The sequence below is a fragment of the Ramlibacter lithotrophicus genome (genome assembly GCF_012184415.1).
Taxonomy (GTDB): domain Bacteria; phylum Pseudomonadota; class Gammaproteobacteria; order Burkholderiales; family Burkholderiaceae_C; genus Ramlibacter; species Ramlibacter lithotrophicus.
On record NZ_VTOX01000001.1, the window covers coordinates 628,892 to 651,481 of the forward strand.

Consider the following 22,590-nt stretch of genomic DNA (forward strand, 5'->3'; position numbering starts at 1 on the left):
GCCGCCGCCTCTTGCGAGCCAACACATGTACCAATACACCGAGTTCGACCGGCAGTTCGTCAGGCAACGGGCCGCCCAATACCGCGACCAGCTGGAGCGCAACCTGGCCGGCCAGCTGGGCGACGACGAGTTCCGGCCGCTGCGCCTGCAGAACGGCTGGTACATCCAGCGTTACGCGCCTATGCTGCGCATCGCAGTGCCATACGGCGAGATCGCCAGCCGCCAGCTGCGCGTGCTGGCGAAGATTGCCCGCGAATACGACCAGCCCAGCGCGGCCCTGTTCGGCCAGGCGCAGGCGACGCAGGATGCGCTCGGCGCGGTGCCGGTGCCCGGCGGCGGCGAGGTCCGTTCGCGCCTCAAGTCGGGGTACGGCCACATCACCACCCGCCTGAACGTGCAGTTCAACTGGATCCCGCTGGCACGCAGCGCCGACGTGATGGACCTGCTGGCCAGCGTCGACATGCACGGCATCCAGACCAGCGGCAACACCATCCGCAACATCGCGACTGACGCCCGCGCCGGCATCGCCGTCGACGAGATTGCCGACCCGCGCCCGTTCTGCGAAATCCTGCGCCAGTGGAGCACGCTGCATCCGGAGTTCGTCTTCCTGCCGCGCAAGTTCAAGATCTCGGTGAACGGCGCGAAGGAAGACCGCGCCGCCATCGGCTGGTACGACGTCGGCCTGCAATTGCTGCGCGACGACGCCGGCGAACTCGGCTTCAAGGTGCTGGTGGGCGGCGGCATGGGCCGCACGCCGATCATCGGCACGGTCGTGCGCGAGTTCCTGCCGTGGCAGCAGGTGCTGAACTACCTGGAAGCGGTGATCCGCGTCTACAACCGGTACGGCCGGCGCGACAACGCCTGGAAGGCGCGCATCAAGATCCTGGTGAAGGCCGAAGGCCAGCGCTACATGGACCAGGTGGAAGAGGAATTCCGCCAGATCGTCGAGACCGACGGCGGCGCCCACACCATCACGCAGGCCGAGTTCGACCGCGTGGCAGTGAACTTCGCGCCGCCGGTGCTCGCGCGGCGCGAGTTCAAGGGCGAGGACGCGATCCTGCGCACGGCCGCGCAGGCCGATCCGGAGTACGCACGCTGGCTGGCCCGCAACGTCAAGCCGCACCGCGACCCGCAGCTGCGCGCCGTCACGCTGTCGTTCAAGCGCATCGGGCAGGCGCCCGGCGACGCGACAGGCGACCAGCTGGAGCTCGCCGCCGACCTGGCCGACCGCTTTTCCGCCGGCGAGGCTCGCACCACCCACGAACAGAACCTGCTGCTGCCCTGGGTGCATGCCGACGACCTGCCCGCGTTGTGGCAGGCCGCTCGCAAGGCGGGCCTGGCGCGGCCCAACATCGGCCTGCTCACCGACATGATCGCCTGCCCCGGCGGCGACTTCTGCTCGCTGGCCAACGCCCGCTCGCTGCCGATCGCCGAGGCGATCATGCAGCGCTACCAGGACCTCGACGAGATCCACGACATCGGCGAGATCGACCTGCACATGAGCGGCTGCATCAACTCGTGCGGCCACCACCACAGCGGCCACATCGGCATCCTGGGCGTCGACAAGGACGGCCAGGAGTGGTACCAGGTCACGCTCGGCGGCGCCGACGGCTCCGACCTGTCCGGACCGGCCCAGCCGGGCAAGGTGGTCGGCCCGTCGTTCTCCGCGGCGGAAGTTCCGGAGGTGATCGAGGCCGTGCTCGAGACCTACCGCGAGCTGCGCCGCAGCGTGGACGGCAGGCAGGAGACCTTCCTGGCGACGCTGCGCCGCGTCGGCCTGGAGCCCTTCAAGGCGGCGGCGAACGCCGCCCGCAACCCCGAACAGCAGGTGGCCTGATGAAGATGCAACTGGAGATCATCCACGGGGACGCGCAGGCGTCGGACGAATCGGTGCAGGTGCTGACGATAGACAACGCCGCCGACCCGCTCACGTGCGAGCTGGAGGGCGTGCAGCGCGTCGAGCTGCACTTCCCGAAGTTCACCGACGGGCGCGCCTTCAGCCAGGCGCTGCTGCTGCGGCGCCGGCGCGGTTTCACGGGCGACATCCGCGCCACCGGCGACGTGCTCATCGACCAGCTGGTGCAGATGCAGCGCAGCGGGTTCTCCAGCGCGGTGCTGCGGGCCGACCAGGACGTGGCACATGCGCGACGCCAGTTCGACCGCTATGCCGCCTTCTACCAGGGCGACGTGCTGGATCCGCAGCCGCTGTTCGCGAGGTTCGTCTGATGGGCGCGGTGGAACTCAACGCGCGCCCCTCGCCGGACTTCGCGGCCAAGCTGCTGGAAACCAGCACGCTCCTGCGCCGGGCGGCCTCCGAGTTCGCTCCCGTCACCCAGGCGTCGAGCCTGGGCGCCGAGGACGTCGTGATCACGCACATGATCAACGTGCAGCAATTGCACGTCCCCGTGTTCGTCCTCGACACCGGCATGTTGCATCCGCAGACGCTGGAACTGCTCGAGCGCACGCGCGCCGCCTCGCGCGCGCCGGTGACGGTCTACCGGCCGGCGCAGGAGGCAGTGGTGCAGTTCGTCGCGCGCGAAGGCGGCGACGCGATGTACCGCAGCATCGAGCTGCGCAAGGCCTGCTGCGGCATCCGCAAGATGGAGCCGCTGGCCCGCGCGCTGGAAGGCCAGCGCGCCTGGATCACCGGGTTACGGCGCGAGCAGTCGGGCGCCCGCGCCGAAGTGCCGCTGCTGGACGCGAGCGACGCGACGCGCGTCAAGTTCAATCCGCTGGCCCGCTGGACCTGGGGCGACGTGTGGCACTACATCGCCCTGCATGGCGTCGACTACAACCCGCTGCACGACCAGTTCTATCCCAGCATCGGCTGCGCGCCGTGCACCCGCGCCATCGCGGCGGGAGAGGACTTCCGCGCGGGCCGCTGGTGGTGGGAAAGCAGCGACACGACGAAGGAGTGCGGCTTGCACGTCAAGCCGCAGGCGGGCGCCAGCTCGCCAGTCGCTGCTTCGGCGCAAGCTAACTTCGCCGAAGGCGAAGTTAAGGCTTCGCAAGAAGCCGGCCGGAGCCAAGAGGAGCAGGCCAAGGAATGCGGCCTCCATGTGAAGAAGGATGAGGTGACCGCATGAACGCCCGCGTCGAACCCGAGCTGCTCGCCCACCTGAGCAACCGCCACCTGGACGCGCTGGAGGAGGAGGCGATCTTCGTGCTGCGCGAAGTGGCGGCCGCCTTCGAGCGTCCCGCCCTGCTGTTTTCCGGTGGCAAGGACTCGCTGGTGCTCCTGAAATGCGCGGAAAAAGCCTTCGGCGCCGGTCGCATCCCGTACCCGCTGCTGATGATCGACACCGGGCACAACTTCAGCGAAGTCACCGATTTCCGCGACGCCCGGGCCCGCGAACTGGGCGCCGAGCTGATCGTGCGCAGCGTCGAGGACTCGATGAAGCGCGGCACGGTGCGCCTGGCCCATCCCGGCGAGTCGCGCAACGCGCACCAGTCGGTGACGCTGCTGGAGGCGATCGAGGAATTCCGCTTCGACGCGCTGATCGGCGGCGCCCGCCGCGACGAGGAGAAGGCCCGCGCCAAGGAGCGCATCTTCTCGCACCGCGATGGCTTCGGGCAGTGGCAGCCGAAGGACCAGCGGCCGGAACTGTGGACGCTGTTCAACACCAGGCTGCAGCCGGGCGAGCATTTCCGCGTGTTCCCGATCTCGAACTGGACCGAGCTGGACGTGTGGCAGTACATCCAGCGCGAAGAGATCGCGCTGCCGTCGATCTACTACGCGCACCGGCGCGACGTGGTGGAGCGCCGCGGCCTGCTGGTGCCGGTGACGCCGCTCACGCCGCCGCGCGACGGCGAGCAGGTCGTCACCCGCACCGTGCGCTTCCGCACCGTGGGCGACATCACCTGCACCTGCCCGGTGCCGAGCGAAGCGGCCAGCGCCGCCGACGTGGTGCTGGAGACGCTGGCGGTGGACGTGAGCGAGCGCGGCGCCACCCGCATGGACGACAAGACCTCCGACGCATCGATGGAAAAACGCAAGAAGGACGGGTACTTCTGATGATCGCCAGCGAACCGACGACGGAGGTGGTGCTGCCCGGCTCGCGCCGCCGTGGCGAAGCCCCAGGCAGCGGCGACCACGCCGCCGCCCTGCGCTTCATCACCTGCGGCAGCGTGGACGACGGCAAGAGCACGCTGATCGGCCGGCTGCTGGTGGACAGCAAGGCCGTGCTGCAGGACCAGCTGGCCGGCGTGCAGCGGTCCGGCGCGACCGACCTGGCGCTGCTGACCGACGGCCTGTCGGCCGAGCGCGAGCAAGGCATCACCATCGACGTGGCCTGGCGCTACTTCGCGACGCCCGCGCGCAAGTTCATCATCGGCGACGCGCCCGGCCACGAGCAGTACACCCGCAACATGGTGACGGCCGCCTCCAGCGCCGATGCCGCCGTGGTGCTGGTGGACGCGACCAAGTTGCAGTGGCCCAACCCCGGGCTGGACCTGCTGCCGCAGACCCGCCGCCATGCGCTGCTGGCCAACCTGCTGCGCGTGCCTTCCATCGTCTTCGCGATCAACAAGCTGGACGCGGTGGAGGACGCCACCGTCGCCTTCAACAACATCCGGGGTGCGCTGGCGCGCTTCGCCGCGTCGGCCGGCATCACGGTGCGGGGCACGCTGCCGATCTCCGCGCTGCACGGCCACAACGTGGTGCAGCCGCATCCAGGCTGGTGCCATTACGAAGGCCCTTCCCTGCTGCAATTGCTGGAGCAGCTCGACGTGGCGGCCCCCGACCACCAAGCGCCTGCGGCCGTGCCGGTGCAATGGGTGGAGAAGTTCTCGTCCTCGGCCGACACCAGCCAGGGCCGCCGCATCTTCTGGGGTCGCGTCGCCTCCGGCACCCTGCAGCCGGGCCAGACGGTCACGGTGCTTCCGGGGGGCCGCAGCGCCGTCGTCGCGCAGGTGCTCGATCACGTCCGCCGGCCGCATGCCGTGGCCGCCGGACACAGCGCCGGCATCGTGCTCGATCGGGAAGTGGACGTCTCCCGCGGCGACTGGCTATTGGCGCCCGGCGCGGCCGAGCCGTCGCGGGAAATCTCCGCCACGGTGGCCTGGCTCGACGACCAGCCGCTGGTGGCCGGCCGCGTGTACTGGGCGCTGCATGGCCACCGCTGGGTCAAGGCGCGGGTGCAGCGGATCGTGCACCGGCTGGACATCAACACCCTGGCCGAGGCGCCGGCGACCGAACTGGAGCCCAACGCCATCGGCCACGTCGACCTGGTGCTGCAGGAGCCGCTGGCCGTGCTGCCGTACGAGCAGTCACGCGTGCTGGGTTCGCTGGTGCTGGTGGATACGGCCAGCCACCGGACGGCCGGCGCCGCCCTGGTGCGCCGCGCCTGACGAAAAGCAAGAAATCGCCCGCCGTTTGGCCCAGCCAGCGCATGGCTACCCGGCCGGGCTGCGCCTCGCCGCGTAAAATCGAGGGTTTCCCCCAGGCAACACAAGAGACCATGACCCACGTCGTCACCGAATCCTGTATCCGCTGCAAGTACACCGACTGCGTCGACGTGTGCCCGGTCGACTGCTTCCGGGAAGGACCCAACATGCTGGTCATCGACCCGGACGAGTGCATCGACTGCGCTGTCTGCATCCCCGAATGCCCGGTGAACGCGATCTTCGCCGAGGAGGACGTGCCGGCCAACCAGGTGCAGTTCACCAAGCTCAACGCCGAGCTGTCGCATGCGCCGGGCTGGAAGAGCATCACCAAGCGCAAGCCGGCCCTCGAGGACGCCGAGGAATGGAAGGACAAGACGGACAAGCTCAAGGAGCTGGTCCGCTGATAACCCTGCCACCCGCCGGCCATGGGCCGCCGCGGAGAATGGCCGTGAACGCTATAGTCGTATGGAACCACAACTGAACCAAGAAGTGATCAAGACCGCTGCCGCCCACGACGGACCCATTGAAACGGATGCAGTCATCGTTGGCGCCGGGCCGGTCGGGCTCTTCCAGGTGTTCGAGCTCGGGCTGCTGGAGATCAAGGCCCATGTGATCGACTCGCTGGGCTATCCCGGCGGGCAGTGCGTGGAGCTCTATCCCGACAAGCCGATCTACGACATCCCCGCCGTGCCGGTGTGCACGGGCCAGGAACTGACCGACAACCTGCTCAAGCAGATCGAGCCTTTCGGCGCCACCTTCCACTTCGGCCAGGAAGTGACCGAGGTCCGGCCGCAGGACGACGGCCGCTTCTACGTCGAGACCTCCAGGGGCACGCGCTTCCTCACGCGCACCATCTTCATCGCGGCCGGCGTTGGCGCCTTCCAGCCCCGCACCCTGAAGGTCGACGGGCTGGAGAAGTTCGAAGGCTCGCAGGTCTTCTACCGCGTCAAGAATCCGGCCGACTTCGCGGGGAAGAACCTCGTCATCGTCGGCGGCGGCGACTCCGCCCTGGACTGGACGCTGCAGTTCGCGCAGGAAGGCCCCAACCGCGCCGAGAGCGTGATCCTGCTGCACCGCCGCGACGGCTTCAAGGCCGCGCCGGCCTCGGTCGCCAAGATGCACGAGCTGTGCGACGCGCACGAAATGCAGTTCAGCGTCGGCCAGGTCACCGGCTACGAAGAGAAGGACGGCAAGCTCACCGGCGTCAAGGTCACCGGCAGCGACGGCGTCACGCGCCTGATGCCGCTGGACGTGCTGCTGGTGTTCTTCGGCCTGTCTCCCAAGCTCGGCCCGATCGCCCAGTGGGGCCTGGACATCGAGCGCAAGCAGCTCAAGGTGGACACCGAGAAGTTCTCCACCAACGTGCCCGGTATCTTTGCCGTGGGCGACATCAACACCTACCCCGGCAAGAAGAAGCTGATCCTGTCGGGCTTCCACGAGTGCGCCCTGGCCGCCTTCGCCGCCGCGCCCTTCATCTTCCCGGAAAAGAAGATCCACCTGCAGTACACGACCACCAGCCCCAAGCTGCACAAGGTGCTGGGGGTCGAGACGCCGGTGTTCGACTGAGGCAGACGCGAGGGCGGCGCGAAGCGCGACAAGAATTGCATCGCGATCGCCGCCACTGCCGAGAAGGCCGAAAAAGTTCGCTATAATGCGAGGCTCCGGTGAACGACACCGGAACCGACATTCCTCGATAGCTCAGTCGGTAGAGCGCCGGACTGTTAATCCGTAGGTCCCTGGTTCGAGCCCAGGTCGAGGAGCCAGACATGGCTAGAGATGGGCACCCGAGCGGTGCCCATTTTCTTTTCTGCCGCTGCATCGACGACTGCAGCCTTCTTGTCCCGTCACCACCCGCCTTTCTCGAAGCAGATTCGGGATGGGCCCCCGAGCGGCCCCCGCCCGCCCGGCGCCTGACTGGACAGTAAAGGCGCTCAGGAGGAAGATTCACCGTTTTGTATCTGTAGCCCCGTGTTATCGAACTGGGGGGCTAGGAGGACGAATGGCACTCAAGGTCAAACGCGCCGTGGATCCCGCGGTAGCAAAGAAGCTGGAAGCGCGTCGGCTCGCAGTGCGGACCATAACCGAAAAGAACGCCAAGAACGCTCTATCGGGAGCCGAGCTCAGGCGCCTTGAGGATTACCTACGCTCCCCAGTCAGCGTCGGCTTCTGGCGCCTCACCGTCAAACGCCGGTTTGACGGCAAATTGCTCTCGTACTTGGCACCTTTCTACGGGGTGACGACCGATATCGAAGAGGCGATTCGCGGCGAGGCCGATGGCGAGAGCCCAGCTGAACTGAAAAAGATCTCGACCTGCATGAAGGCGATCACTGCGGGCACGCTTTACCATCAACATGGCGCAGCTGACGAGCAGGCCTTACTGAACCATGGGCATACAGGTAAAGAGCCCTTTGATCCGGAGCAGGTGGCTCAACAGTTTCCAGAGACAGTCGAACTATTCCGTGATCGCATCTACTTTCCTGACTATCTTGCCAACGTGACCGCTGAACGGCCATATCGCCTGAAGAGCGGTTATGTGCTGATCCATGGCCCTTGGAACTCGGACCACGTTACGTTCGTTTCTGACAAACAGGAACCGCTTACGGATCTCGGCGCATTCCTGTCATCAGCCGAACTTGGCGATTGCGAAGTCGAAAAGATCTTCTCTCCAGAAGATGAGCTTTTTGCGCCGTATTTCCTGTTCCTACAAATCACGTTCGACGATTTGATCAAAGACGCCAGAATCAAAAGCGGGCTCAAGATCGCTTTCGACTATTTCGTGAAAAACGACTTCACGCATTGCATCAGCTCACTCGGATTGCTGGCCGAGGATTACCTCACCCAGGTTTACGAGTACTACTTCAGAATGCCGGGCGGCAAGGGAAGCACGTTGGGTCAACTGTACGAGCAAATACACTCGAAGCTGAGAGAACTGACGCAGCCACCTTCTCCGAAGCTTGGGGATGCAGATGCTGTCTACAAGGCGATCAGCACTCTGAAAACCCTTCGCGAAGCTGCTGACAATGCTTATTCATCGCATCTGGAATCAGTTCTGCGCGATGTCATCTCTTTGGTCAAGGCCGACCGAAAATGCTACACGTCCAAGATTGATGGAATCTCGAAGCCTGGCCGGAAATCGTCACTCTTTCCACCGATGCTCAATGACGACCTGCTCGAGCTTATACGGTACAGGAACGCGGCATCACACAAGTCGAGAGTTCCTCTTGGCAGCTTCGAAGCTCTTCGGACTTTGTACTGCTTGACCACCTTCGTGCTGTGGTGGCACGACGCGAGATCACAGACGGACTGGTCACTTAACCGGGAGGAGATCTTGAACCTGACGATTGCCAAAGCTTCTACTACTTGAGCGCTAGGGCCTCGGTCCCATTCTCAGTTTCGTTCAGGTCGAGGAGCCAGAAAAAGCAAGGGGTTGCGAGCGATCGCAACCCCTTTTTCTTGCCTCTTGGACATGTCCGATCGAAGAGCGCCCCTGTCCCGAAACTCTTCAAGGCGCTTCTCGGCCGACATCAGGCTGTCCGCCGCTGTGCTGTGTCGATAGGTCAGCTCGTCTTGCTCGCAGCCTCGTGTAGCGCTGGCGCCGCCGGACCAAGCATCCGCACTTCCCGCTGTGGTGCGGCGATCCCGATGTTTCGCTGGCGAAAAGTATCAAGAATCGTCTTGTTGATTTCCCGGATCGCCGTTTCGTAGTCAGGCACCTCGACCCATGGTGCAACACTGACTGTGACGTGGGACTCTGCAAGCTGCGTAACCCCGAACGCCGGAGCCGGCGCCCGGAGGACGCGTGGGTGGCCGTGCAGGATGTCCGAGAGCAAAGCCAGGGCGGTATCCAGGTCGGCGCTGTATGCGACCCCTACCTTGATATCGAGCCGACGGATCCGGCCGTAGTTGTGGAGAATCTCTCCGACAATCTTGCGGTTGGGGATCACGACCTTCGACAGATCTGCATGCCCCAGGGTCGTGCTGAAAAGGCTGATGTCCAGGACCTCGCCTTCCTCGTGTGCGATTGAAATGTAGTCGCCGACATGAAACGGCCGGGTGAACATGATCGTCAGTCCGGCCGCGACATTGCCGAGGATCCCCTGCATCGCCAGCGCGATCCCTGCTCCCGCGATGCCCATGCCGGCCACCATTGGCAAAAGCTCGATGCCGAGGTTCTGCAACCCGACGACCACGAACAGCGCCAGCACCACAAGCCGAAGCATGCGGACCAGGAGAATCCGCACCGGCGCCTCGAGCTTCGATCGCACCAGCAGGCGATCCAGCATTCTGCCCGCCCAACCGCCGACGAAGTAGCCGATGACGATGATGACGATCGCCGTGAACAGCTTCGGGCCGAACCGGACCGCCATGTCAAGCGCAGACGCCTTTACCTGATCGAGCGACTGCAAGGACTTGTCCATGGTGATTTGTTTGCTCGCTGTGCGCCAAGGAACCGGAAGCACAATACCACGTGCCCGACCACGTCAGCGCGGGTCACGAGCGCCTCGAGTCACGGCAACGCGCTCGAGCGCGCAAAGGCACTGGGTCGTGCTGCGCGAAGGCCTTGGTCGGTTGCAGTGTCGAACCGCTGCCCCACTCAAGCAAGGCGCCCTACTGCACCTGCAAACTGCTGCACGATGTCGGCGAGGATTTGTGACGACAGGAATTCGACCACTGGGTCTGCATCCGGGTCGGAACTCATTACGCTGAGCACTCCCCGCGCCTCGTTCAGAAGTACATGAAACTGTTCGACAGTCAGTACGGATGGCGCGGGCAGCCCGAGCAATGTAAAGAATTCGCCGTGGCTTTCGCCGAGCGTGACAAGACCAGACATGAAAAATGAGGCGCTCATCTTCACTCCGCGGCCGGCGATTGCGTCCGTTGAAGCCGGGCATCTTGTCACCCACGGCGCTCATCAATAACAACGGCTGAGGAGCCACGGCCACGGGCCTTGACTCAGGTCAAATTCTTCCTGCCGTAGCGCAGCGAGGAATCGCCTCACCCCCAAAGCAGTTGCCGTCGCCCCAGGCCAGGTTGCAGGCCGCCACATGGGCGGAAGGGGGTTGCTGCGTCGAATGCTGAACCGAATGTCGGCACCGCAGCGAAAGATGTTGGACAGCGCCCTCGCAGCAGAAACCCACGCAGCCGCGCAGATCATCGATCGAAGGAGCGCAGCTCGCCGACGCCCTCAGCGCTGCTTCACCTTGATCACGAAACTCTCCTTGATCTCCTCCATCACGACGTAGCTGTTCGACTGCGCCGGCACCGGAATCTTCTTCAGCATGGAGCCGAGCAGCTGCCGGTATTCGGCCATGCCCGACAGCCGCGCCTTGACGAGGTAGTCGAAGGTGCCGGACACGAGATGGCACTCGAGCACTTCGGGCATGTGCTCCAGCTCGTCGCGGACCTTCTTGAAGACGGGCTCGGATTTCTGCGTGAGGGTGATCTCCACGAAGACGAGCAGCGTCCTGCCCGCCGCTGCCGGATCGATCCTGGCGTGGTACCCGGTGATGACGCCGAGCCGCTCCAGCCGCTTCACCCGCTGCGAACACGGCGAGGTGGACAGCCCCACCTTGTCGCCCAGCTCGGTCATCGTGAGCCGCCCCTGGTGCTGCAGGAGGTCGAGGATGCGCAGGTCGATCGAGTCGAGTTCAGAGGTTTGCTGCATGGTGGAGGTTTCCAGCGGGTTCGACAGCAGGAATTCTCGGCTCATGGCGTTATTACGGCAACAGTTGCCGCTATGCCTGGGTAGAGTTCCAGCAGTTGCTCGAACTTTTGGGAAGAACACGTGAAAGTCATCGTCCTGGGCGCCGGCGTCATCGGAATCACCACCGCCTACTACCTCGCCCGCTCCGGCGCGCAGGTCACCGTCATCGATCGGCATGACGGCCCGGCGCAGGACGCCAGCTTCGCCAACGCGGGACAGGTGTCGCCCGGGTACTCCACTCCCTGGGGCGCCCCCGGCATTCCGCTGAAAGCCCTGAAGTGGATGTTCCAGCGCCACGCGCCGCTGGCCATGCGTCCGGACGGAACCCTGTTCCAGCTGCGGTGGCTGGCCGCCATGCTGAAGAACTGCTCGCCGTCGCGGTATGCGCAGAACAAGGAGCGCATGTTGCGGCTCGCCAGCTACAGCCGCTCCTGCCTGCAGCATCTTCGCGCGGAGACAGGGATCCAGTACGAGGCCCGCGCGTCGGGGACGCTTCAATTGTTCCGCTCGCCCAGGCAGCTCGAACAGGCCGAGCGCGACATCCGCGTGTTGCGCCAGTTCGGGATCGGCTTCGAGCTGCTGGACGAGGCAGGGGTGAAGCGGGCGGAGCCCGCCCTCGCCCGGTCGCGCCAGCAGATCGCCGGCGGGCTTCGGCTGCCGGCCGACGAGACGGGAGACTGCTTCCTGTTCACGACGGCGCTGGCGAAGATCGCCGAGGGGCTCGGCGTGGAGTTCCGCTTCGGCGTTTCGGCCGATGCGTTCACCTTCGATCACGCTAACCGGATCACCGGCGTGCAGCTGGACACCCCCGAGCGCGAAGTGCTGAAGGCCGATCGCTACGTCCTCGCGCTCGGCAGCTACTCGCGCACCCTCCTCGCTCCCACCGGCATCGACATCCCCGTGTACCCGGTGAAAGGCTATTCGCTGACGATCCCGATCGTGGACGAATCGCTCGCGCCGGTGTCCACGGTGCTGGACGAAACGTACAAGATCGCGCTGACGCGCTTCGACCAGCGCATCCGCGTCGGCGGCATGGCGGAACTGTCAGGCTTCGACCAGACCCTGCTGCCGCGCCGCCGGGCGACGCTCGAGATGGTCACGCAGCAGTTGTTCCCCGGTGGCGATCTGGCACGCGCCGAATTCTGGACCGGGCTGCGTCCGATGACACCGGACAGCACGCCCATCGTGGGCCGCACGCGGCATGGCAACCTGTTCCTGAACACCGGGCACGGCACGCTCGGCTGGACGATGGCCTGCGGCTCGGGTCGAATGCTCGCCGACGTCGTCACGGGACGTTCGCCGGAAATCTCCACCGAGGGCCTGTCCGTGGACCGCTACGGCGCGGTCCCCGGGGCGGCGGGTCATGATCGCGCCGGCCAGTTCGCGTGACGGGTCGGGCAAAGCGGCAGCGGCCTGCTAGTCCAGCGCGTTGGTCTTGTAGTAGCCGAAGGTGCGCACGCGGGCGGTGTTCGCGTCGACGAACACGCCGATCTTGCGCCACTGGTCGACGGCCGTGAACTCGAAGCGCCAATAACCGCCGGCCTGGTCCGGCTGGTAGTAGCGCACGCGTCCGGGGCATTGGAGCAGGTCCTCCACCTGGGTCAGGGTCATGCCGGGCTGGATCGCATCGAACCTGGCGTCCGTCAGGTGCGCGGCCAGGCACGCGAACGACCACGCGGATTGGACCGAAAGCACCTCGAAGGAATCCAGGATCACGGACACCGGGCCGCAGATCTCGTCGCCGACGACGACGTTCTGGATCTCCAGCCAGTGCGGGAAGCCGTCGTAGTCCTGCTTGTACTGCACCGGCCAGTCGAGAAACGCGTTGCCGTAGCCGCTTTGCCCGTAGCTCACGCGCTTGCAGCCACCGAACCAGGCCAGGCGCATCGCACCGATGCGGACCTTCACGTTGCGATAGCCACCGTCCGGCCCCACCCGCAGCGAGCGCATGTTCAACACGCTGCCGTCCCAGGTGGGGAAGATTTCGCGGTGTGCATCCTGTGCATGCGCCGCAGCAGCAGCGAACAGGAGGCTCGACCCTAGAGCCGCAAGGGTGTACTTCATTTTCATTCTTCTGCGTGGTCTCCCAGGCGCCAACTCGGCCCTGAAGTGATCTCATCCGTAGATCTTCGCACGACTGCAGCGCATCAACTTCATCCGATCCCCTACTCGTCGTGCCCCATAGGTGGTCGCCCGCGTCGCGCGTGCGCACAATGGCGCGGTCAAGCCAGCCGTCCACACCGCTGCACCGCGTCGATGAAAGGGATCCCCATGCCCAGCGCCCGCGTCGAATTTACCGGCAGCCTCGGCCACCCGCTGGCCGGCCGCCTGGACACCCCCGACGGCACGCCGCGGGCCTGGGCCGTGTTCGCCCACTGCTTCACCTGTTCCAAGGACAGCAAGGCCGCGGCGTACATCGCGCGCGCCCTGGCCGAGGCCGGCTTCGGCGTGCTGCGCTTCGACTTCACCGGGCTGGGCGGCAGCGGCGGCGATTTCGGCAACACGCATTTCAGCTCGAACGTCGACGACCTCGTGGCAGCGGCCGACTGGCTGCGCGCCACGCATGGCGAGCCGGCTCTGCTGGTGGGTCACTCGCTCGGCGGCGCGGCCGTCCTCGCCGCCGCGCACCGGATCGCCGATGCGCGTGCGGTCGCGACCCTGGGAGCGCCTTTCGATCCGGCGCACGTGACGCGGCACCTCGGCAAGGACCTGGCCGTGATCGAGGCGCAAGGCGAGGCCCGCGTGACGCTGGGCGGGCGCGAGTTCCCGGTGCGGCGCGAGTTCGTCGAGGACGTGACGGGCCAGCCGCAGGCCGAGCGCATCCGCTCGTTGCGCCGCCCGTTGCTGGTGCTGCATGCGCCCGGCGACACGGTGGTCGACGTCGACAACGCGCGCCGCATCTTCGAGCAGGCGCTGCATCCCAAGTCCTTCGTCTCGCTGGACGGTGCCGACCACCTCCTCGCCAACGCGGCCGATGCGCGGTTTGCCGCCGGCGTCATCGCTGCCTGGGCCGGCCGCTATCTGCCGGAGCAATCGGCGTCCGCGCCCGCCGCGCACGAAGCGCTTCCCGGAGGCACGGTGCGCGTCAGCGAGCGCGGCACCGGCGCCTTCGCGGTGAGCATCCAGGCCGGCCGCCACACCCTGGTCGGCGACGAGCCGGTCGCCGCCGGCGGGGACGACCTCGGCCCGAGTCCCTACGAGCTGCTGCTGGCAGCGCTGGGCGAATGCACCGTGATGACCTTGCGCATGTACGCGCGGCGCAAGCAGTGGCCGCTGGAAAACACGCGCGTGACGCTGACCCACGACAAGATCCACGCGGCCGACTGCGAGGACTGCGAGACGAAGGACGGCAAGCTGGACCGGATCGAGCGCGCGATCGAACTGGTGGGGCCACTGGACGACGCACAGCGTGCCCGCCTGATGGAGATCGCCGACATGTGTCCCGTGCACCGCACCTTGCATTCCGAGGTGAAAGTGGTCACGCGGGCGGCATGAGCTTATGAGGAGAAAGTCGTTTGCCGGCAGCATCCCCGCGGGGACAATCCGCGACTCGGTTGTCCTGGGAGGTCAAAGCCATGAAGAAGATTCTCGTATTCGCACTGTCGCTGGCCGCTGCCGGCCTGTCGTTCGCGGCGCAGCCGCTGCTCACGCCCGCTGAGCTGAAGCCGCTGCTGGGCAACCCCTCGGTGCGCGTGATCGACATCCGCGATCCCAAGTCGTACGCCGGCCAGCACATTCCCGGCGCGGTCAACGCGCCTTACGGCAAATGGCGTGGCCCCGCCACCAATCCGGGAGAACTGCCGGAGTTGCCGAAGCTGACGGCACTGGTGCAATCGCTGGGCCTCACGCCCGCCACCCACGCCGTCGTCGTGTCGAGCGGCGCGGACTCCACGGATTTCGGCGCATCGGCGCGCGTGTACTGGACGCTCAAGGTGCTGGGCCTGAAGGAGCTGTCGATCCTCAACGGCGGCGTCAAGGGCTGGGCCCAGGCCGGCCTTCCGCAGGACAACGCGGCTGTGACCGTCGCCGCCAGCACCTATGCGCCGCAGCTGGACGCGAGCCTGATCGCCAGCCGCGAGCAGGTGGCGCAGAAGGCGGCCAATGACTCGGCGGTCCTGGTCGACGCCCGCCCGGCCGACTTCTTCCTGGGCGAGACGCGGCATCAGGCGGCCAAGCTGCCCGGCACGCTGGAAGGCGCGGTGAACGTGGAGCACAGCCGCTTCTTCAACGGCAACAGCGCCGTGTTCGTGCCCGAGAAGGCACGCCAGGCGTCCAGCTCGATCGATGCGACGAAGGAGGCGGTGGCCTTCTGCAACACCGGTCACTGGGCCGCCACCGACTGGTTCGCGCTGTCCGAGATCGCCGGCCACAAGAACGTGAAACTGTATCCCGGCTCCATGGTCGACTGGACCCAGGACGCCAAGGGACTGCCGATGTCCAACGTGCCGGGCCGCGCGAAGCAACTGCTGATCGACGCCAGGCTCTGGTCCGAGCGAACCTTCTGATCGAAACGATGAAGCGCCTTCCCCTGGCGGCCGCACTGGCCGCCTTTTTCATTCTGCTGGTCTGGAGCGTCTCGGTGCGCCAGGCCGTCCTGTTCCTGGTCGGCCTGGGCCTGGGCGCCGCGCTCGCCGGCGCGCGCTTCGGCTTCACGACCGGCTGGCGGCAACTGGTGGAGCAGCGCGACCCGCGCGGCGTCTTCGGCCAGTTGCTGTTGCTGGCCCTGGCTGCCGCCCTGGCGATGCCGCTGCTGGGTGCGTTTCCGGAACTGCATGCCGCGCTCGGCCCGCCAAGCATCAGCCTGCTGGTGGGCGCGTTTGTGTTCGGGCTGTGCATGCAGATCGCCGACGGCTGCGGCTCCGGCACGCTGTATAAGGCCGGCCTCGGCGTGCCGCTGAACATGGGCATCCTGCCCTTGTTCGCGCTGGGCAGCTTCCTGGGTTCGGTCCACATCGACAAGTGGCTGGCGCTCGGACAGATCAAGCCGGTGGGACTGGTCGACGCCTGGGGCACGGGCGGGGCACTGTCTGCGACCCTGTTGGCGCTCGCCGCCGTCGGCGTGGCCGTGCGCCTGTGGGTCGGCCCGGGCAAGCCGCTGTGGGACCGGCGCTGGGTCTGGGGCGCCGTGGTGCTGGCGGGGCTGGCGACGCTGAACCTGGTGATCGCCGGCCAGCCCTGGGGCGTGGTCTACGGCTTCGGCCTGTGGGCTGCCAAGGGCGTGCAATCGCTGGGCCTGTTCGATGCCGCCGGCAATGCCTTCTGGAGCCAGGCCGGCAACGCGCAACGGCTGGGCCAGTCGGTGCTGCTGGACGTCACGTCCATCACCAACATCGGCCTGCTGGGCGGCGCGCTGTGGGTATCGGCGCGCAAGCCGGCCGACGCCAAGCCGCTGAACGCAACGCAATGGGCCATCGGCCTCGCCGCCGGCTTCGTCATGGGCTACAGCTCGCGACTGGCCTTCGGCTGCAACGTGGGCGCGATGTTCAGCGGCATCTCCACCGGCAGCCTGCACGGCTGGATCTGGGTGCCCATGGCCTTTGCCGGCACCTTGATCGGGCTGCGTGTGCGGCGGCGGTTCGCGTTCTGACCGGCCAGGAGGACATCAACATGAATGCCAACGTGACCTCGCTCCTGCGCTGGGCGTTCTGGACGCTGCTGGTGCTGTTCCTGGCCTGGGACTTCACCCGCTCGCCGGCCATCGACCTGCGCCAGGAACCGCCGCTGATCGCGGCCGGCTCCGGGCAGGTGGTGAGCGGCGGACACTGCTCGGCGGCCGGCGAATAAGCCCGGGCGCGCGGGCCGGTGTCAGGCAGGCCCCCGATGGGGCCAGCCTTCGCCAGCCCGGCGACTGACGGCGTTTCCCGCCCGTCCCGTCAGAGCGACAGCACCCACTTGATGAAGTTGCCCGTCGCGCCCTTGTCCTTGAGCGCCTTGTGCTCCTCTTCCGAGCCGTCGTCGAACTTCACCTTCGGGCTGGTGGTCAGGAACTGCTCCAGCTTCTGCTGCGCGTCGGCCTTGCCCTTGTACTTCGCGGCCACCTTCTGGTAGGCGGGCCCCTTCTTGGACTTGTCGACGGAGTGGCACTTGGTGCAGCCCTCCTTCTTCAGCATCGCCTGGACCGCGTCGGCGTCCTGCGCCGAGGCGGGCAGCGCCAGGAACGCGCCGGTGAGCAGCAGCGTGGCAATCGACATCGTCTTCATGGACATCTCCGTTGGTGACGAGACGACTCTAGCTGCCGCAACCTGAATGAAGCCTGAACGGCGCGCGCAACGCTGGTCAGTAGCGGTAGTCCTTCGGCTTCTTGTCCTTCGGGAAGTCCTTGTCCTTGGCGGCGAAGTCCGGGCGCGGCTGGTGAGTGAAGAACTCGGCGACGTCCACCGCGTCCTGGTCGGTCAGGCTGCCCTGGCCCAGCGGGAACTTGCCATGCACGCCGAACGGCATATTGGCCTTCACGAAGTCCGCGGCCTTGTAGGTGCGGGCCATGCCGGCGCCGATGTTGAAGGAGGCGTCGCCCCAGAGGGCCGGAAACACCGGTGTGCCGTCGGCCTTCTTCAGGCCTTCGCCATTGGCGCCGTGGCACACCGCGCACTGCGCGTCGTACACCTTCCTGCCGTTGTCCACGTTGGCCACCAGCGAGCCGTCCACCTTGCCGATGCCGCGGCCGGGCACCTTGTCGCCCATCTTGTGGTCGTTCTTCATCCAGTCGTAGTAGGCGACCATCGCCTTCATGTCCGCCGACTCCTTGGGCAGCGGCTTGCCGTTCATGGAGCGCAGGAAGCAGCCGTTGATCCGCTCCTCGAGCGTGATCACCCGTCCGGCGCGCGCGCCGTAGCTCGGGAACATGGCCGAGACGCCGACGAAGGGCGATCCCCCGGCCACCGTCCCGGCGTTGGTATGGCAGCTGCCGCAATTGAGGTCGTTGCCGACGTTGGCCGGCACCAGCTTCTTCGTTTCCAGGTGCAGACGCATGCCGCGCACGAGCTGGTCGGCGTTGGCGGCGGCCAGCATGTCGGCGAGCTTGGGCGCGGCAAAGCTGGCCGGCTTGAGCGGCTTGAGCCCGAGCTCCTCGCGCATCTCCTCGACCATGGCGGCGCGCACGGGGGCGGCCTTGTTGCCCCAGCTGCTGCGGACGAAGGTGAGGATCTCGGCGATCTCCTCGTTCGACAGCTCGGCGAAGCCGGGCATGGTGAAGCCGCGCGGGTGCGCCGCCGTCTGGGGTGTCTTCCAGCCAGTGAGCGTGACGTGCAGCAGCGTCTCGGGATTGGCCGAGGCGATGGTCGGGTTGCCCGCGAGCGGCGGGAAGATGTCCTTCACGCCCTCGCCGCCCTGGCGGTGGCAGGTGACGCAATACTGGGCATAGCCGAGGCCACCGCGCGTCGCGAACAGGGAGGCCGGCGGCTGGCCGTCGGGCGCCTTGGGCGCCGCCTGCATCGCCAGTTCACCCTTGCCGGGCGGCAGCGACTTCAGGTACGTGGCGATCGCGGTCAGGTCCGCATCCGTGAAGTGCTGGGTGCTGTGGCTGATGACCTCCGCCATGTTGCCCGAGACCGTGGCAAAACGGTTCTGTCCCGTCCTGAGCACCTGCACCGTGTCTTCGACGGTCCAGAGGTTGCGCAGGCTGAGCGCTCGCCAGTTCTCGACCTTCTCGCCGGCCAGGTAGTGGTCGCCGTTGCTGGCGCGGTCACTCATCGCCTTCTCCTGGAAGGCGATGCCGCGCGGAGTGTGGCAGGAGCCGCAATGGCCCAGGCCCTGCACCAGGTAGGCCCCGCGATTGGTCACCGCGTCCCTCGCCGGATCCGGGGTGAAGCGTTCCTCGTCCAGGAACGCCCAGTTCCAGAGCGCCAGGCCCCAGCGCATGCTGAACGGCCATGTCAGCTCCGCCGGCTGGTTCGGCTGACTGACCGCGGCCACCCCCTTCATCATGTACGCGAACAACGCGCGCATGTCGTCCTCCGTCATCCTGGCGTAGGAGGGATACGGCATCGCGGGGTACAGGTTGTGCCCGTCGGCCGCGATGCCGCGCCGCATCGCGCGATCGAACTGCTCGAAGCTGTAGCCGCCGATGCCGGTCCGCGCATCGGGCGTGATGTTGGTGGAATACAGCGTGCCGAAGGGGGTCTCGAGCGCGAGGCCGCCGGCCATGGGCTGGCCCCCGGGTGCCGTGTGGCAGGCTACGCAGTCGCCCAGGCGGGCGATGTATCCGCCGCGCTGGACGAGGTCCGTGCCGGGCGCGGCGTCGACCGGCGTCGATGCAAGGGGCGCGGGTGCGCTGGGCTGCGCGACGACGGCCACGGCTGCCAGCAGCGCGAGGGAAGCGCCGGCCGCCACGGTGAGCAGGTGTTTTCGGAAACGCATCATGGTCTTTCTCCAACGCATCGCCTCGGGCGGCGACGCCAGCTTTGGTGCGTTCGAGAATACGAACCGGGGGTGCTCGCCACAATCGACGAAAAGCGCGACTGCGCTACGAACAATTCCCTATCAGCCGCCTCCCCCGGGTTGATCTGGAGCAATGCACGCCGGCCGGAACTGGGGAAGTCCGGTGCCGGCGGCGGGAAGCGGCGCCGGGCCCGCGCGCTAGACTTGCTCCTCGAGCGGCGGGTTAAGGAAGCTCTGAATAAATCGCGTCGCGCGCGCTCGAGGCAAGAACGGGATGATTTGTGCGCCAACGTTTCGCAGCCGGTGCTGGACGCACCGGCAAGGAACTTGGTGCGCAAAGCGCCCGTTGTTGCCCGAGCCCGTAGGGACGGCGCTTTTCCGGGCGACCTGCGGCGTTGCCAGACCAGGCAAGCCGTCCAGGCTTGCCTTGGGTCTGGCGCCTGGCATCTCATCCCGGAAAAGCACCGTCGCGCACGGCGGGATTTGTTCAGAGCTTCCTCAACCAGACGAGCGCGAGGCGTGAGTGAAGGACCATGATGAACAGTGCGACTGACGCACCGGCCGACTGGCAGGAAGAGATTTTCGGGATCCTCAAGCGCGGCGGCGTCCGGCAGGTGGCGTATGTGCCGGACGCCGGGCACTCCCATGTGATCCGGCGCGTGCACGCCGACCCGGGGATGCGCGGCATCGTGCTGACGACGGAAGAGGAAGGCGTCGCGACGGTGTGCGGCGCCTGGCTGGGCGGCGAGCGCGCCGTGCTGCTGATGCAAAGCAGCGGCGTCGGCAATTGCATCAACATGCTGTCGCTGGTCGAGAACTGCCGCTTTCCCTTCCTGTGCCTGGTGACGATGCGCGGCGAGTGGGCCGAATTCAATCCCTGGCAAGTGCCAATGAGCAAGGCCACCCAGCCGACGCTGGAAGCCATGGGCGTGCGGGTGTTGCGGGCGAGCCGATCGGAAGACGTGGCGGCGACCGTCGGCGCCGCGTTCGACGCCGTCTTCCATGCCGGCGAATCCGTCGCGGTGCTGTTGTCGCAGTGCCTGATCGGGCGCAAGGAATGGGAGCGCAGCCAATGAACCAGCCCCGCGATGATCGGATCGACCGCCGTGCCTTCGTGCAGGGCCTGCTTCGCGCCTGCCCGGAGGCGCTGGTGATCAGCGGGCTCGGTTCCCCCTCATACGACTTGTTCGCCGCTGGCGACCGGCCGGAGAACTTCTATCTGTGGGGCGCGATGGGCGGTGCCGCGGCAATGGGACTGGGCCTCGCGCTGGCGCAACCGGCGCGCCGAGTGGTCGTGCTGACCGGGGACGGCGAGCAACTCATGGGCCTGGGTACGCTCGCCACCATCGCCGCACAGCAACCCGCCAACCTCAGCATCGTGGTGCTGGACAACGGTCACTTCGGCGAAACCGGGATGCAGCGCAGCCACACCAGCCTGGGCACGAGCCTGGCGACCGTGGCCAGGGGCTGCGGATTCGGCGAGATCATGGAGATCCGCGACCTGAACGCGCTGCCGGCGCTGGCGGCCCAGGTTCGGCAGCGCAAGGCCTGCCTGCTGGCGCAGGTGTTCGTTCGCGCCGAGGCGCTGGCGCGCGCCCTGCCCCCGCGCGATGGCGTTCACCTGAAGAACCGGTTCCGGGCGGCACTCGGACTGGAAACGTTCTAGCGGCGTCCCGAATCCCGCGCCGCCGCCCTATCCAACCACCGGCACCACGTACGGCCCTTCCGGGATGACCGCGATGTCGGGGTCATCGGCGCGTGCCAGCGCGTCCGCGATCGCGCCCTCGACCGAATCGATCATCTCCACGCCGGTCAGGGCGCGGTCGTCGCCCTGCAGTCCGGTCGTGTACAGCTGCACGCGCGCGACCCGCATGGACTTCAGTTGCATCTCGGTCTGCCACTCGTCGACGTCGGCGAAGTTCTTGGCCAGCAGCGAACGCAGGAACGCGTCCGGGCCCAACGCCAGCAGGCGCTGCTGCGCGTCGCGGAACTCGGCGGATCCCATGCCTTCGCAGCATTCCGAAACGACGATCAGCGTTCCGCCGGGCTTGACGATGTCCAGCGGCGTCACCATGCCCTTCACGGTCTGGTAATACGTCTTGTCGAGCGGATGCCCGGCCGACGACGTGAGCACGGTGGAGAACTTGCGCCCGATCGCCACCCTCGCGCTATCGGCGACGAAGGCCACCGCAGCCAGATGGCTCTCGATGACCTCGCCGAAATTGGCGTAGATCAGGTGCCGGTCCTCGTCGATGATCGTGTTGATCGCGTAGACCTCGCCGAGCATGCGCACGATCTCCAGTTGCTCCTCGTGCAGCGGATTGCCGGCCAGGTTGCACTGGATGGCCGCCGGGTCCTCCATGAAGCGCGCGCTGTGGAAGGTGCGGATCGTGTCCTCGTGCGCCACGCCGGGCGCGATCACCTTGCGGCCGCCGGAATAGCCGGCCATGAAGTGCGGCTCGACCAGGCCGGTTGCGATGCGCAGGTCGGCTTCGACGAAGCGGCGATCCAGTTTCACCGGCGTGCGGCGGCGCGACGTGAAGCCGAGATCGACGTGCGCCCCTGCATCGCGCGCGTAGTGGTTCTCCACGCGCACGGTGGACAACACCCACGGGTCGCCGACCACCTCCGCCAGTTCGTCGCCGAGGTTGGGGCGGTGCAGTCCGGTGGCGACGAGCACGGTGATGCGTTCGCGCGCCATCCCCGCGGCCAGCATCCGCTCGATCAGCGGGCGCAGGAACAGGTGGTTGGGCACCGGGCGCGTCACGTCGCAGATCAGGATGCAGGCGCTCTGGCGCCCGCGCACCAGCTCGTCGAACGGCCGCGCGCCGACCGGCTCGGCCAGGGCACGTTCGATCGCGGCCCGCGGGTCGGCATGCCGTGGCAGCGGCCGCTTGGCGATCACTGTCGGTCGGGCGCCGGGCGGCAGATCGATCTTCATGCCCTCGCGCCCGTAGAGCATCTGCACCTGATTCGTCCGTGTGTTCCCGTTGACCATGGCCTTGCCTCGTTCCTGTCGTCAGCAGCCATTCTCGCCGAGCGTGGCCGCCGAACCGTCTAGACTCCCATGACGATTTTCAGAGGTCCCGATGAGCTTGTTCGACCATCTTGCGCACGACGCGGGG

21 protein-coding genes, 1 tRNA gene and 1 pseudogene are annotated in these 22,590 nt (G+C 66.8%); 16 read left to right on the forward strand and 7 right to left on the reverse strand.

Annotation, left to right across the window (positions count from 1 at the left end; translation table 11 throughout):
• The first annotated feature begins 25 nt into the window (after positions 1–25).
• The 9 genes and pseudogenes from RAMLITH_RS02990 to RAMLITH_RS03030 all read left to right on the forward strand — a co-directional run bounded on the left by RAMLITH_RS02990 (position 26) and on the right by RAMLITH_RS03030 (position 8,749).
• Positions 26–1,837 carry a nitrite/sulfite reductase gene (locus RAMLITH_RS02990; RefSeq protein ID WP_168105831.1) on the forward strand — a complete coding sequence of 604 codons (1,812 nt, stop codon included), beginning with the start codon at positions 26–28 and terminating at the stop codon, positions 1,835–1,837.
• Entirely contained in the window at positions 1,837–2,226 is a 390-nt protein-coding gene (locus RAMLITH_RS02995; protein WP_420376884.1) for a DUF934 domain-containing protein, read from the forward strand. The genes RAMLITH_RS02990 and RAMLITH_RS02995 overlap by 1 nt, the downstream gene beginning before the upstream one ends.
• Positions 2,226–2,933, forward strand: a pseudogene (locus tag RAMLITH_RS03000) (phosphoadenylyl-sulfate reductase); the annotation flags it as partial. The gene RAMLITH_RS02995 and the pseudogene RAMLITH_RS03000, both read left to right, overlap by 1 nt.
• Before the next feature lie 149 nt (positions 2,934–3,082).
• Entirely contained in the window at positions 3,083–4,015 is a 933-nt protein-coding gene (cysD, locus tag RAMLITH_RS03005; protein WP_168105833.1) for a sulfate adenylyltransferase subunit CysD, read from the forward strand.
• On the forward strand, positions 4,015–5,349 hold the full coding sequence (locus tag RAMLITH_RS03010; protein ID WP_168105834.1) for a sulfate adenylyltransferase subunit 1: 1,335 nt from the start codon (positions 4,015–4,017) through the stop codon (positions 5,347–5,349). The genes cysD and RAMLITH_RS03010 overlap by 1 nt, the downstream gene beginning before the upstream one ends.
• Before the next feature lie 110 nt (positions 5,350–5,459).
• The gene (gene fdxA / locus RAMLITH_RS03015; protein WP_168105835.1) at positions 5,460–5,789 is read left to right on the forward strand and encodes a ferredoxin FdxA; all 330 of its coding nucleotides are present in this window, start codon (positions 5,460–5,462) and stop codon (positions 5,787–5,789) included.
• A gap of 61 nt (positions 5,790–5,850) precedes the next feature.
• Positions 5,851–6,951, forward strand: coding sequence for an NAD(P)/FAD-dependent oxidoreductase (locus RAMLITH_RS03020; RefSeq protein WP_168105836.1), 1,101 nt, complete (start codon positions 5,851–5,853; stop codon positions 6,949–6,951).
• Positions 6,952–7,072: 121 nt separating this feature from the next.
• Positions 7,073–7,148: transfer RNA gene (locus tag RAMLITH_RS03025), tRNA-Asn, on the forward strand.
• Positions 7,149–7,384: 236 nt separating this feature from the next.
• Positions 7,385–8,749, forward strand: a complete 1,365-nt coding sequence (locus tag RAMLITH_RS03030; protein WP_168105837.1) for a hypothetical protein — start codon at positions 7,385–7,387, stop codon at positions 8,747–8,749.
• 193 nt (positions 8,750–8,942) lie between these two features.
• Here RAMLITH_RS03030 and RAMLITH_RS03035 read toward each other — a convergent pair whose 3' ends face one another.
• The 3 genes from RAMLITH_RS03035 to RAMLITH_RS03045 all read right to left on the reverse strand — a co-directional run bounded on the left by RAMLITH_RS03035 (position 8,943) and on the right by RAMLITH_RS03045 (position 11,050).
• Complete coding sequence (locus RAMLITH_RS03035) at positions 8,943–9,803, reverse strand: mechanosensitive ion channel family protein (RefSeq protein ID WP_168105838.1); 861 nt, start codon at positions 9,801–9,803, stop codon at positions 8,943–8,945.
• A 176-nt stretch (positions 9,804–9,979) separates the two neighbouring features.
• Entirely contained in the window at positions 9,980–10,234 is a 255-nt protein-coding gene (locus tag RAMLITH_RS03040) for a hypothetical protein (RefSeq protein WP_168105839.1), read from the reverse strand.
• Positions 10,235–10,570: 336 nt separating this feature from the next.
• On the reverse strand, positions 10,571–11,050 hold the full coding sequence (locus RAMLITH_RS03045) for a winged helix-turn-helix transcriptional regulator (protein WP_168106431.1): 480 nt from the start codon (positions 11,048–11,050) through the stop codon (positions 10,571–10,573).
• Positions 11,051–11,170: 120 nt separating this feature from the next.
• Here RAMLITH_RS03045 and RAMLITH_RS03050 point away from each other — a divergent pair, with 120 nt between their 5' ends.
• Positions 11,171–12,478 carry a D-amino acid dehydrogenase gene (locus tag RAMLITH_RS03050; protein ID WP_168105840.1) on the forward strand — a complete coding sequence of 436 codons (1,308 nt, stop codon included), beginning with the start codon at positions 11,171–11,173 and terminating at the stop codon, positions 12,476–12,478.
• A 27-nt stretch (positions 12,479–12,505) separates the two neighbouring features.
• Here the strand turns inward: RAMLITH_RS03050 and RAMLITH_RS03055 are convergent, their stop codons facing one another.
• Complete coding sequence (locus tag RAMLITH_RS03055) at positions 12,506–13,153, reverse strand: hypothetical protein (RefSeq protein ID WP_168105841.1); 648 nt, start codon at positions 13,151–13,153, stop codon at positions 12,506–12,508.
• Between the two features lie 207 nt (positions 13,154–13,360).
• Between RAMLITH_RS03055 and RAMLITH_RS03060 the strand changes: the two genes are divergently transcribed.
• The 4 genes from RAMLITH_RS03060 (at position 13,361) to RAMLITH_RS03075 (ending at position 16,873) form a co-directional block, all read left to right on the forward strand.
• A complete protein-coding gene (locus RAMLITH_RS03060) occupies positions 13,361–14,584 on the forward strand; it encodes a bifunctional alpha/beta hydrolase/OsmC family protein (protein ID WP_168105842.1) in 1,224 nt (407 codons plus the stop codon).
• An 80-nt stretch (positions 14,585–14,664) separates the two neighbouring features.
• The gene (locus RAMLITH_RS03065) at positions 14,665–15,594 is read left to right on the forward strand and encodes a sulfurtransferase (protein WP_168105843.1); all 930 of its coding nucleotides are present in this window, start codon (positions 14,665–14,667) and stop codon (positions 15,592–15,594) included.
• A gap of 8 nt (positions 15,595–15,602) precedes the next feature.
• A complete protein-coding gene (locus tag RAMLITH_RS03070) occupies positions 15,603–16,676 on the forward strand; it encodes a YeeE/YedE thiosulfate transporter family protein (protein WP_168105844.1) in 1,074 nt (357 codons plus the stop codon).
• A gap of 20 nt (positions 16,677–16,696) precedes the next feature.
• A complete protein-coding gene (locus tag RAMLITH_RS03075; protein WP_168105845.1) occupies positions 16,697–16,873 on the forward strand; it encodes a hypothetical protein in 177 nt (58 codons plus the stop codon).
• A gap of 89 nt (positions 16,874–16,962) precedes the next feature.
• Here the strand turns inward: RAMLITH_RS03075 and RAMLITH_RS03080 are convergent, their stop codons facing one another.
• Entirely contained in the window at positions 16,963–17,289 is a 327-nt protein-coding gene (locus tag RAMLITH_RS03080) for a c-type cytochrome (protein ID WP_168105846.1), read from the reverse strand.
• A 76-nt stretch (positions 17,290–17,365) separates the two neighbouring features.
• Complete coding sequence (locus RAMLITH_RS03085; RefSeq protein WP_168106432.1) at positions 17,366–19,444, reverse strand: c-type cytochrome; 2,079 nt, start codon at positions 19,442–19,444, stop codon at positions 17,366–17,368.
• A 557-nt stretch (positions 19,445–20,001) separates the two neighbouring features.
• On the opposite strand from RAMLITH_RS03085, the gene RAMLITH_RS03090 reads away from it, so the two are divergent.
• Together RAMLITH_RS03090 and RAMLITH_RS03095 are read left to right on the forward strand one after the other, a co-directional pair.
• Positions 20,002–20,541 carry a phosphonopyruvate decarboxylase gene (locus RAMLITH_RS03090; RefSeq protein ID WP_168105847.1) on the forward strand — a complete coding sequence of 180 codons (540 nt, stop codon included), beginning with the start codon at positions 20,002–20,004 and terminating at the stop codon, positions 20,539–20,541.
• The gene (locus RAMLITH_RS03095) at positions 20,538–21,131 is read left to right on the forward strand and encodes a thiamine pyrophosphate-dependent enzyme (RefSeq protein ID WP_168105848.1); all 594 of its coding nucleotides are present in this window, start codon (positions 20,538–20,540) and stop codon (positions 21,129–21,131) included. Before RAMLITH_RS03090 ends, RAMLITH_RS03095 begins: the two co-directional genes overlap by 4 nt.
• Positions 21,132–21,158: 27 nt before the next feature.
• Here the strand turns inward: RAMLITH_RS03095 and RAMLITH_RS03100 are convergent, their stop codons facing one another.
• Positions 21,159–22,427 (reverse strand): lactate racemase domain-containing protein, encoded by a 1,269-nt coding sequence (locus RAMLITH_RS03100; protein ID WP_238344029.1) that lies wholly within the window; start codon positions 22,425–22,427, stop codon positions 21,159–21,161.
• Positions 22,428–22,590: the final 163 nt, after the last annotated feature.

Bases quoted from the DNA above. Each gene is read 5' to 3' on its own strand.
- RAMLITH_RS03095 (WP_168105848.1), top strand. From the start codon at position 20,538: ATGAACCAGCCCCGCGATGATCGGATCGACCGCCGTGCCTTCGTGCAG.
- RAMLITH_RS03035 (WP_168105838.1), bottom strand. From the start codon at position 9,803: ATGGACAAGTCCTTGCAGTCGCTCGATCAGGTAAAGGCGTCTGCGCTT.
- RAMLITH_RS03060 (WP_168105842.1), top strand. From the start codon at position 13,361: ATGCCCAGCGCCCGCGTCGAATTTACCGGCAGCCTCGGCCACCCGCTG.
- RAMLITH_RS03030 (WP_168105837.1), top strand. From the start codon at position 7,385: ATGGCACTCAAGGTCAAACGCGCCGTGGATCCCGCGGTAGCAAAGAAG.
- RAMLITH_RS02995 (WP_420376884.1), top strand. From the start codon at position 1,837: ATGAAGATGCAACTGGAGATCATCCACGGGGACGCGCAGGCGTCGGAC.
- RAMLITH_RS03065 (WP_168105843.1), top strand. From the start codon at position 14,665: ATGAAGAAGATTCTCGTATTCGCACTGTCGCTGGCCGCTGCCGGCCTG.
- RAMLITH_RS03010 (WP_168105834.1), top strand. From the start codon at position 4,015: ATGATCGCCAGCGAACCGACGACGGAGGTGGTGCTGCCCGGCTCGCGC.
- RAMLITH_RS03045 (WP_168106431.1), bottom strand. From the start codon at position 11,050: ATGCAGCAAACCTCTGAACTCGACTCGATCGACCTGCGCATCCTCGAC.
- RAMLITH_RS03040 (WP_168105839.1), bottom strand. From the start codon at position 10,234: ATGAGCGCCTCATTTTTCATGTCTGGTCTTGTCACGCTCGGCGAAAGC.
- cysD (WP_168105833.1), top strand. From the start codon at position 3,083: ATGAACGCCCGCGTCGAACCCGAGCTGCTCGCCCACCTGAGCAACCGC.
- RAMLITH_RS03020 (WP_168105836.1), top strand. From the start codon at position 5,851: ATGGAACCACAACTGAACCAAGAAGTGATCAAGACCGCTGCCGCCCAC.
- fdxA (WP_168105835.1), top strand. From the start codon at position 5,460: ATGACCCACGTCGTCACCGAATCCTGTATCCGCTGCAAGTACACCGAC.
- RAMLITH_RS03085 (WP_168106432.1), bottom strand. From the start codon at position 19,444: ATGCGTTTCCGAAAACACCTGCTCACCGTGGCGGCCGGCGCTTCCCTC.
- RAMLITH_RS03075 (WP_168105845.1), top strand. From the start codon at position 16,697: ATGAATGCCAACGTGACCTCGCTCCTGCGCTGGGCGTTCTGGACGCTG.
- RAMLITH_RS03070 (WP_168105844.1), top strand. From the start codon at position 15,603: ATGAAGCGCCTTCCCCTGGCGGCCGCACTGGCCGCCTTTTTCATTCTG.
- RAMLITH_RS03055 (WP_168105841.1), bottom strand. From the start codon at position 13,153: ATGAAGTACACCCTTGCGGCTCTAGGGTCGAGCCTCCTGTTCGCTGCT.
- RAMLITH_RS03090 (WP_168105847.1), top strand. From the start codon at position 20,002: ATGAACAGTGCGACTGACGCACCGGCCGACTGGCAGGAAGAGATTTTC.
- RAMLITH_RS03080 (WP_168105846.1), bottom strand. From the start codon at position 17,289: ATGAAGACGATGTCGATTGCCACGCTGCTGCTCACCGGCGCGTTCCTG.
- RAMLITH_RS02990 (WP_168105831.1), top strand. From the start codon at position 26: ATGTACCAATACACCGAGTTCGACCGGCAGTTCGTCAGGCAACGGGCC.
- RAMLITH_RS03100 (WP_238344029.1), bottom strand. From the start codon at position 22,427: ATGCTCTACGGGCGCGAGGGCATGAAGATCGATCTGCCGCCCGGCGCC.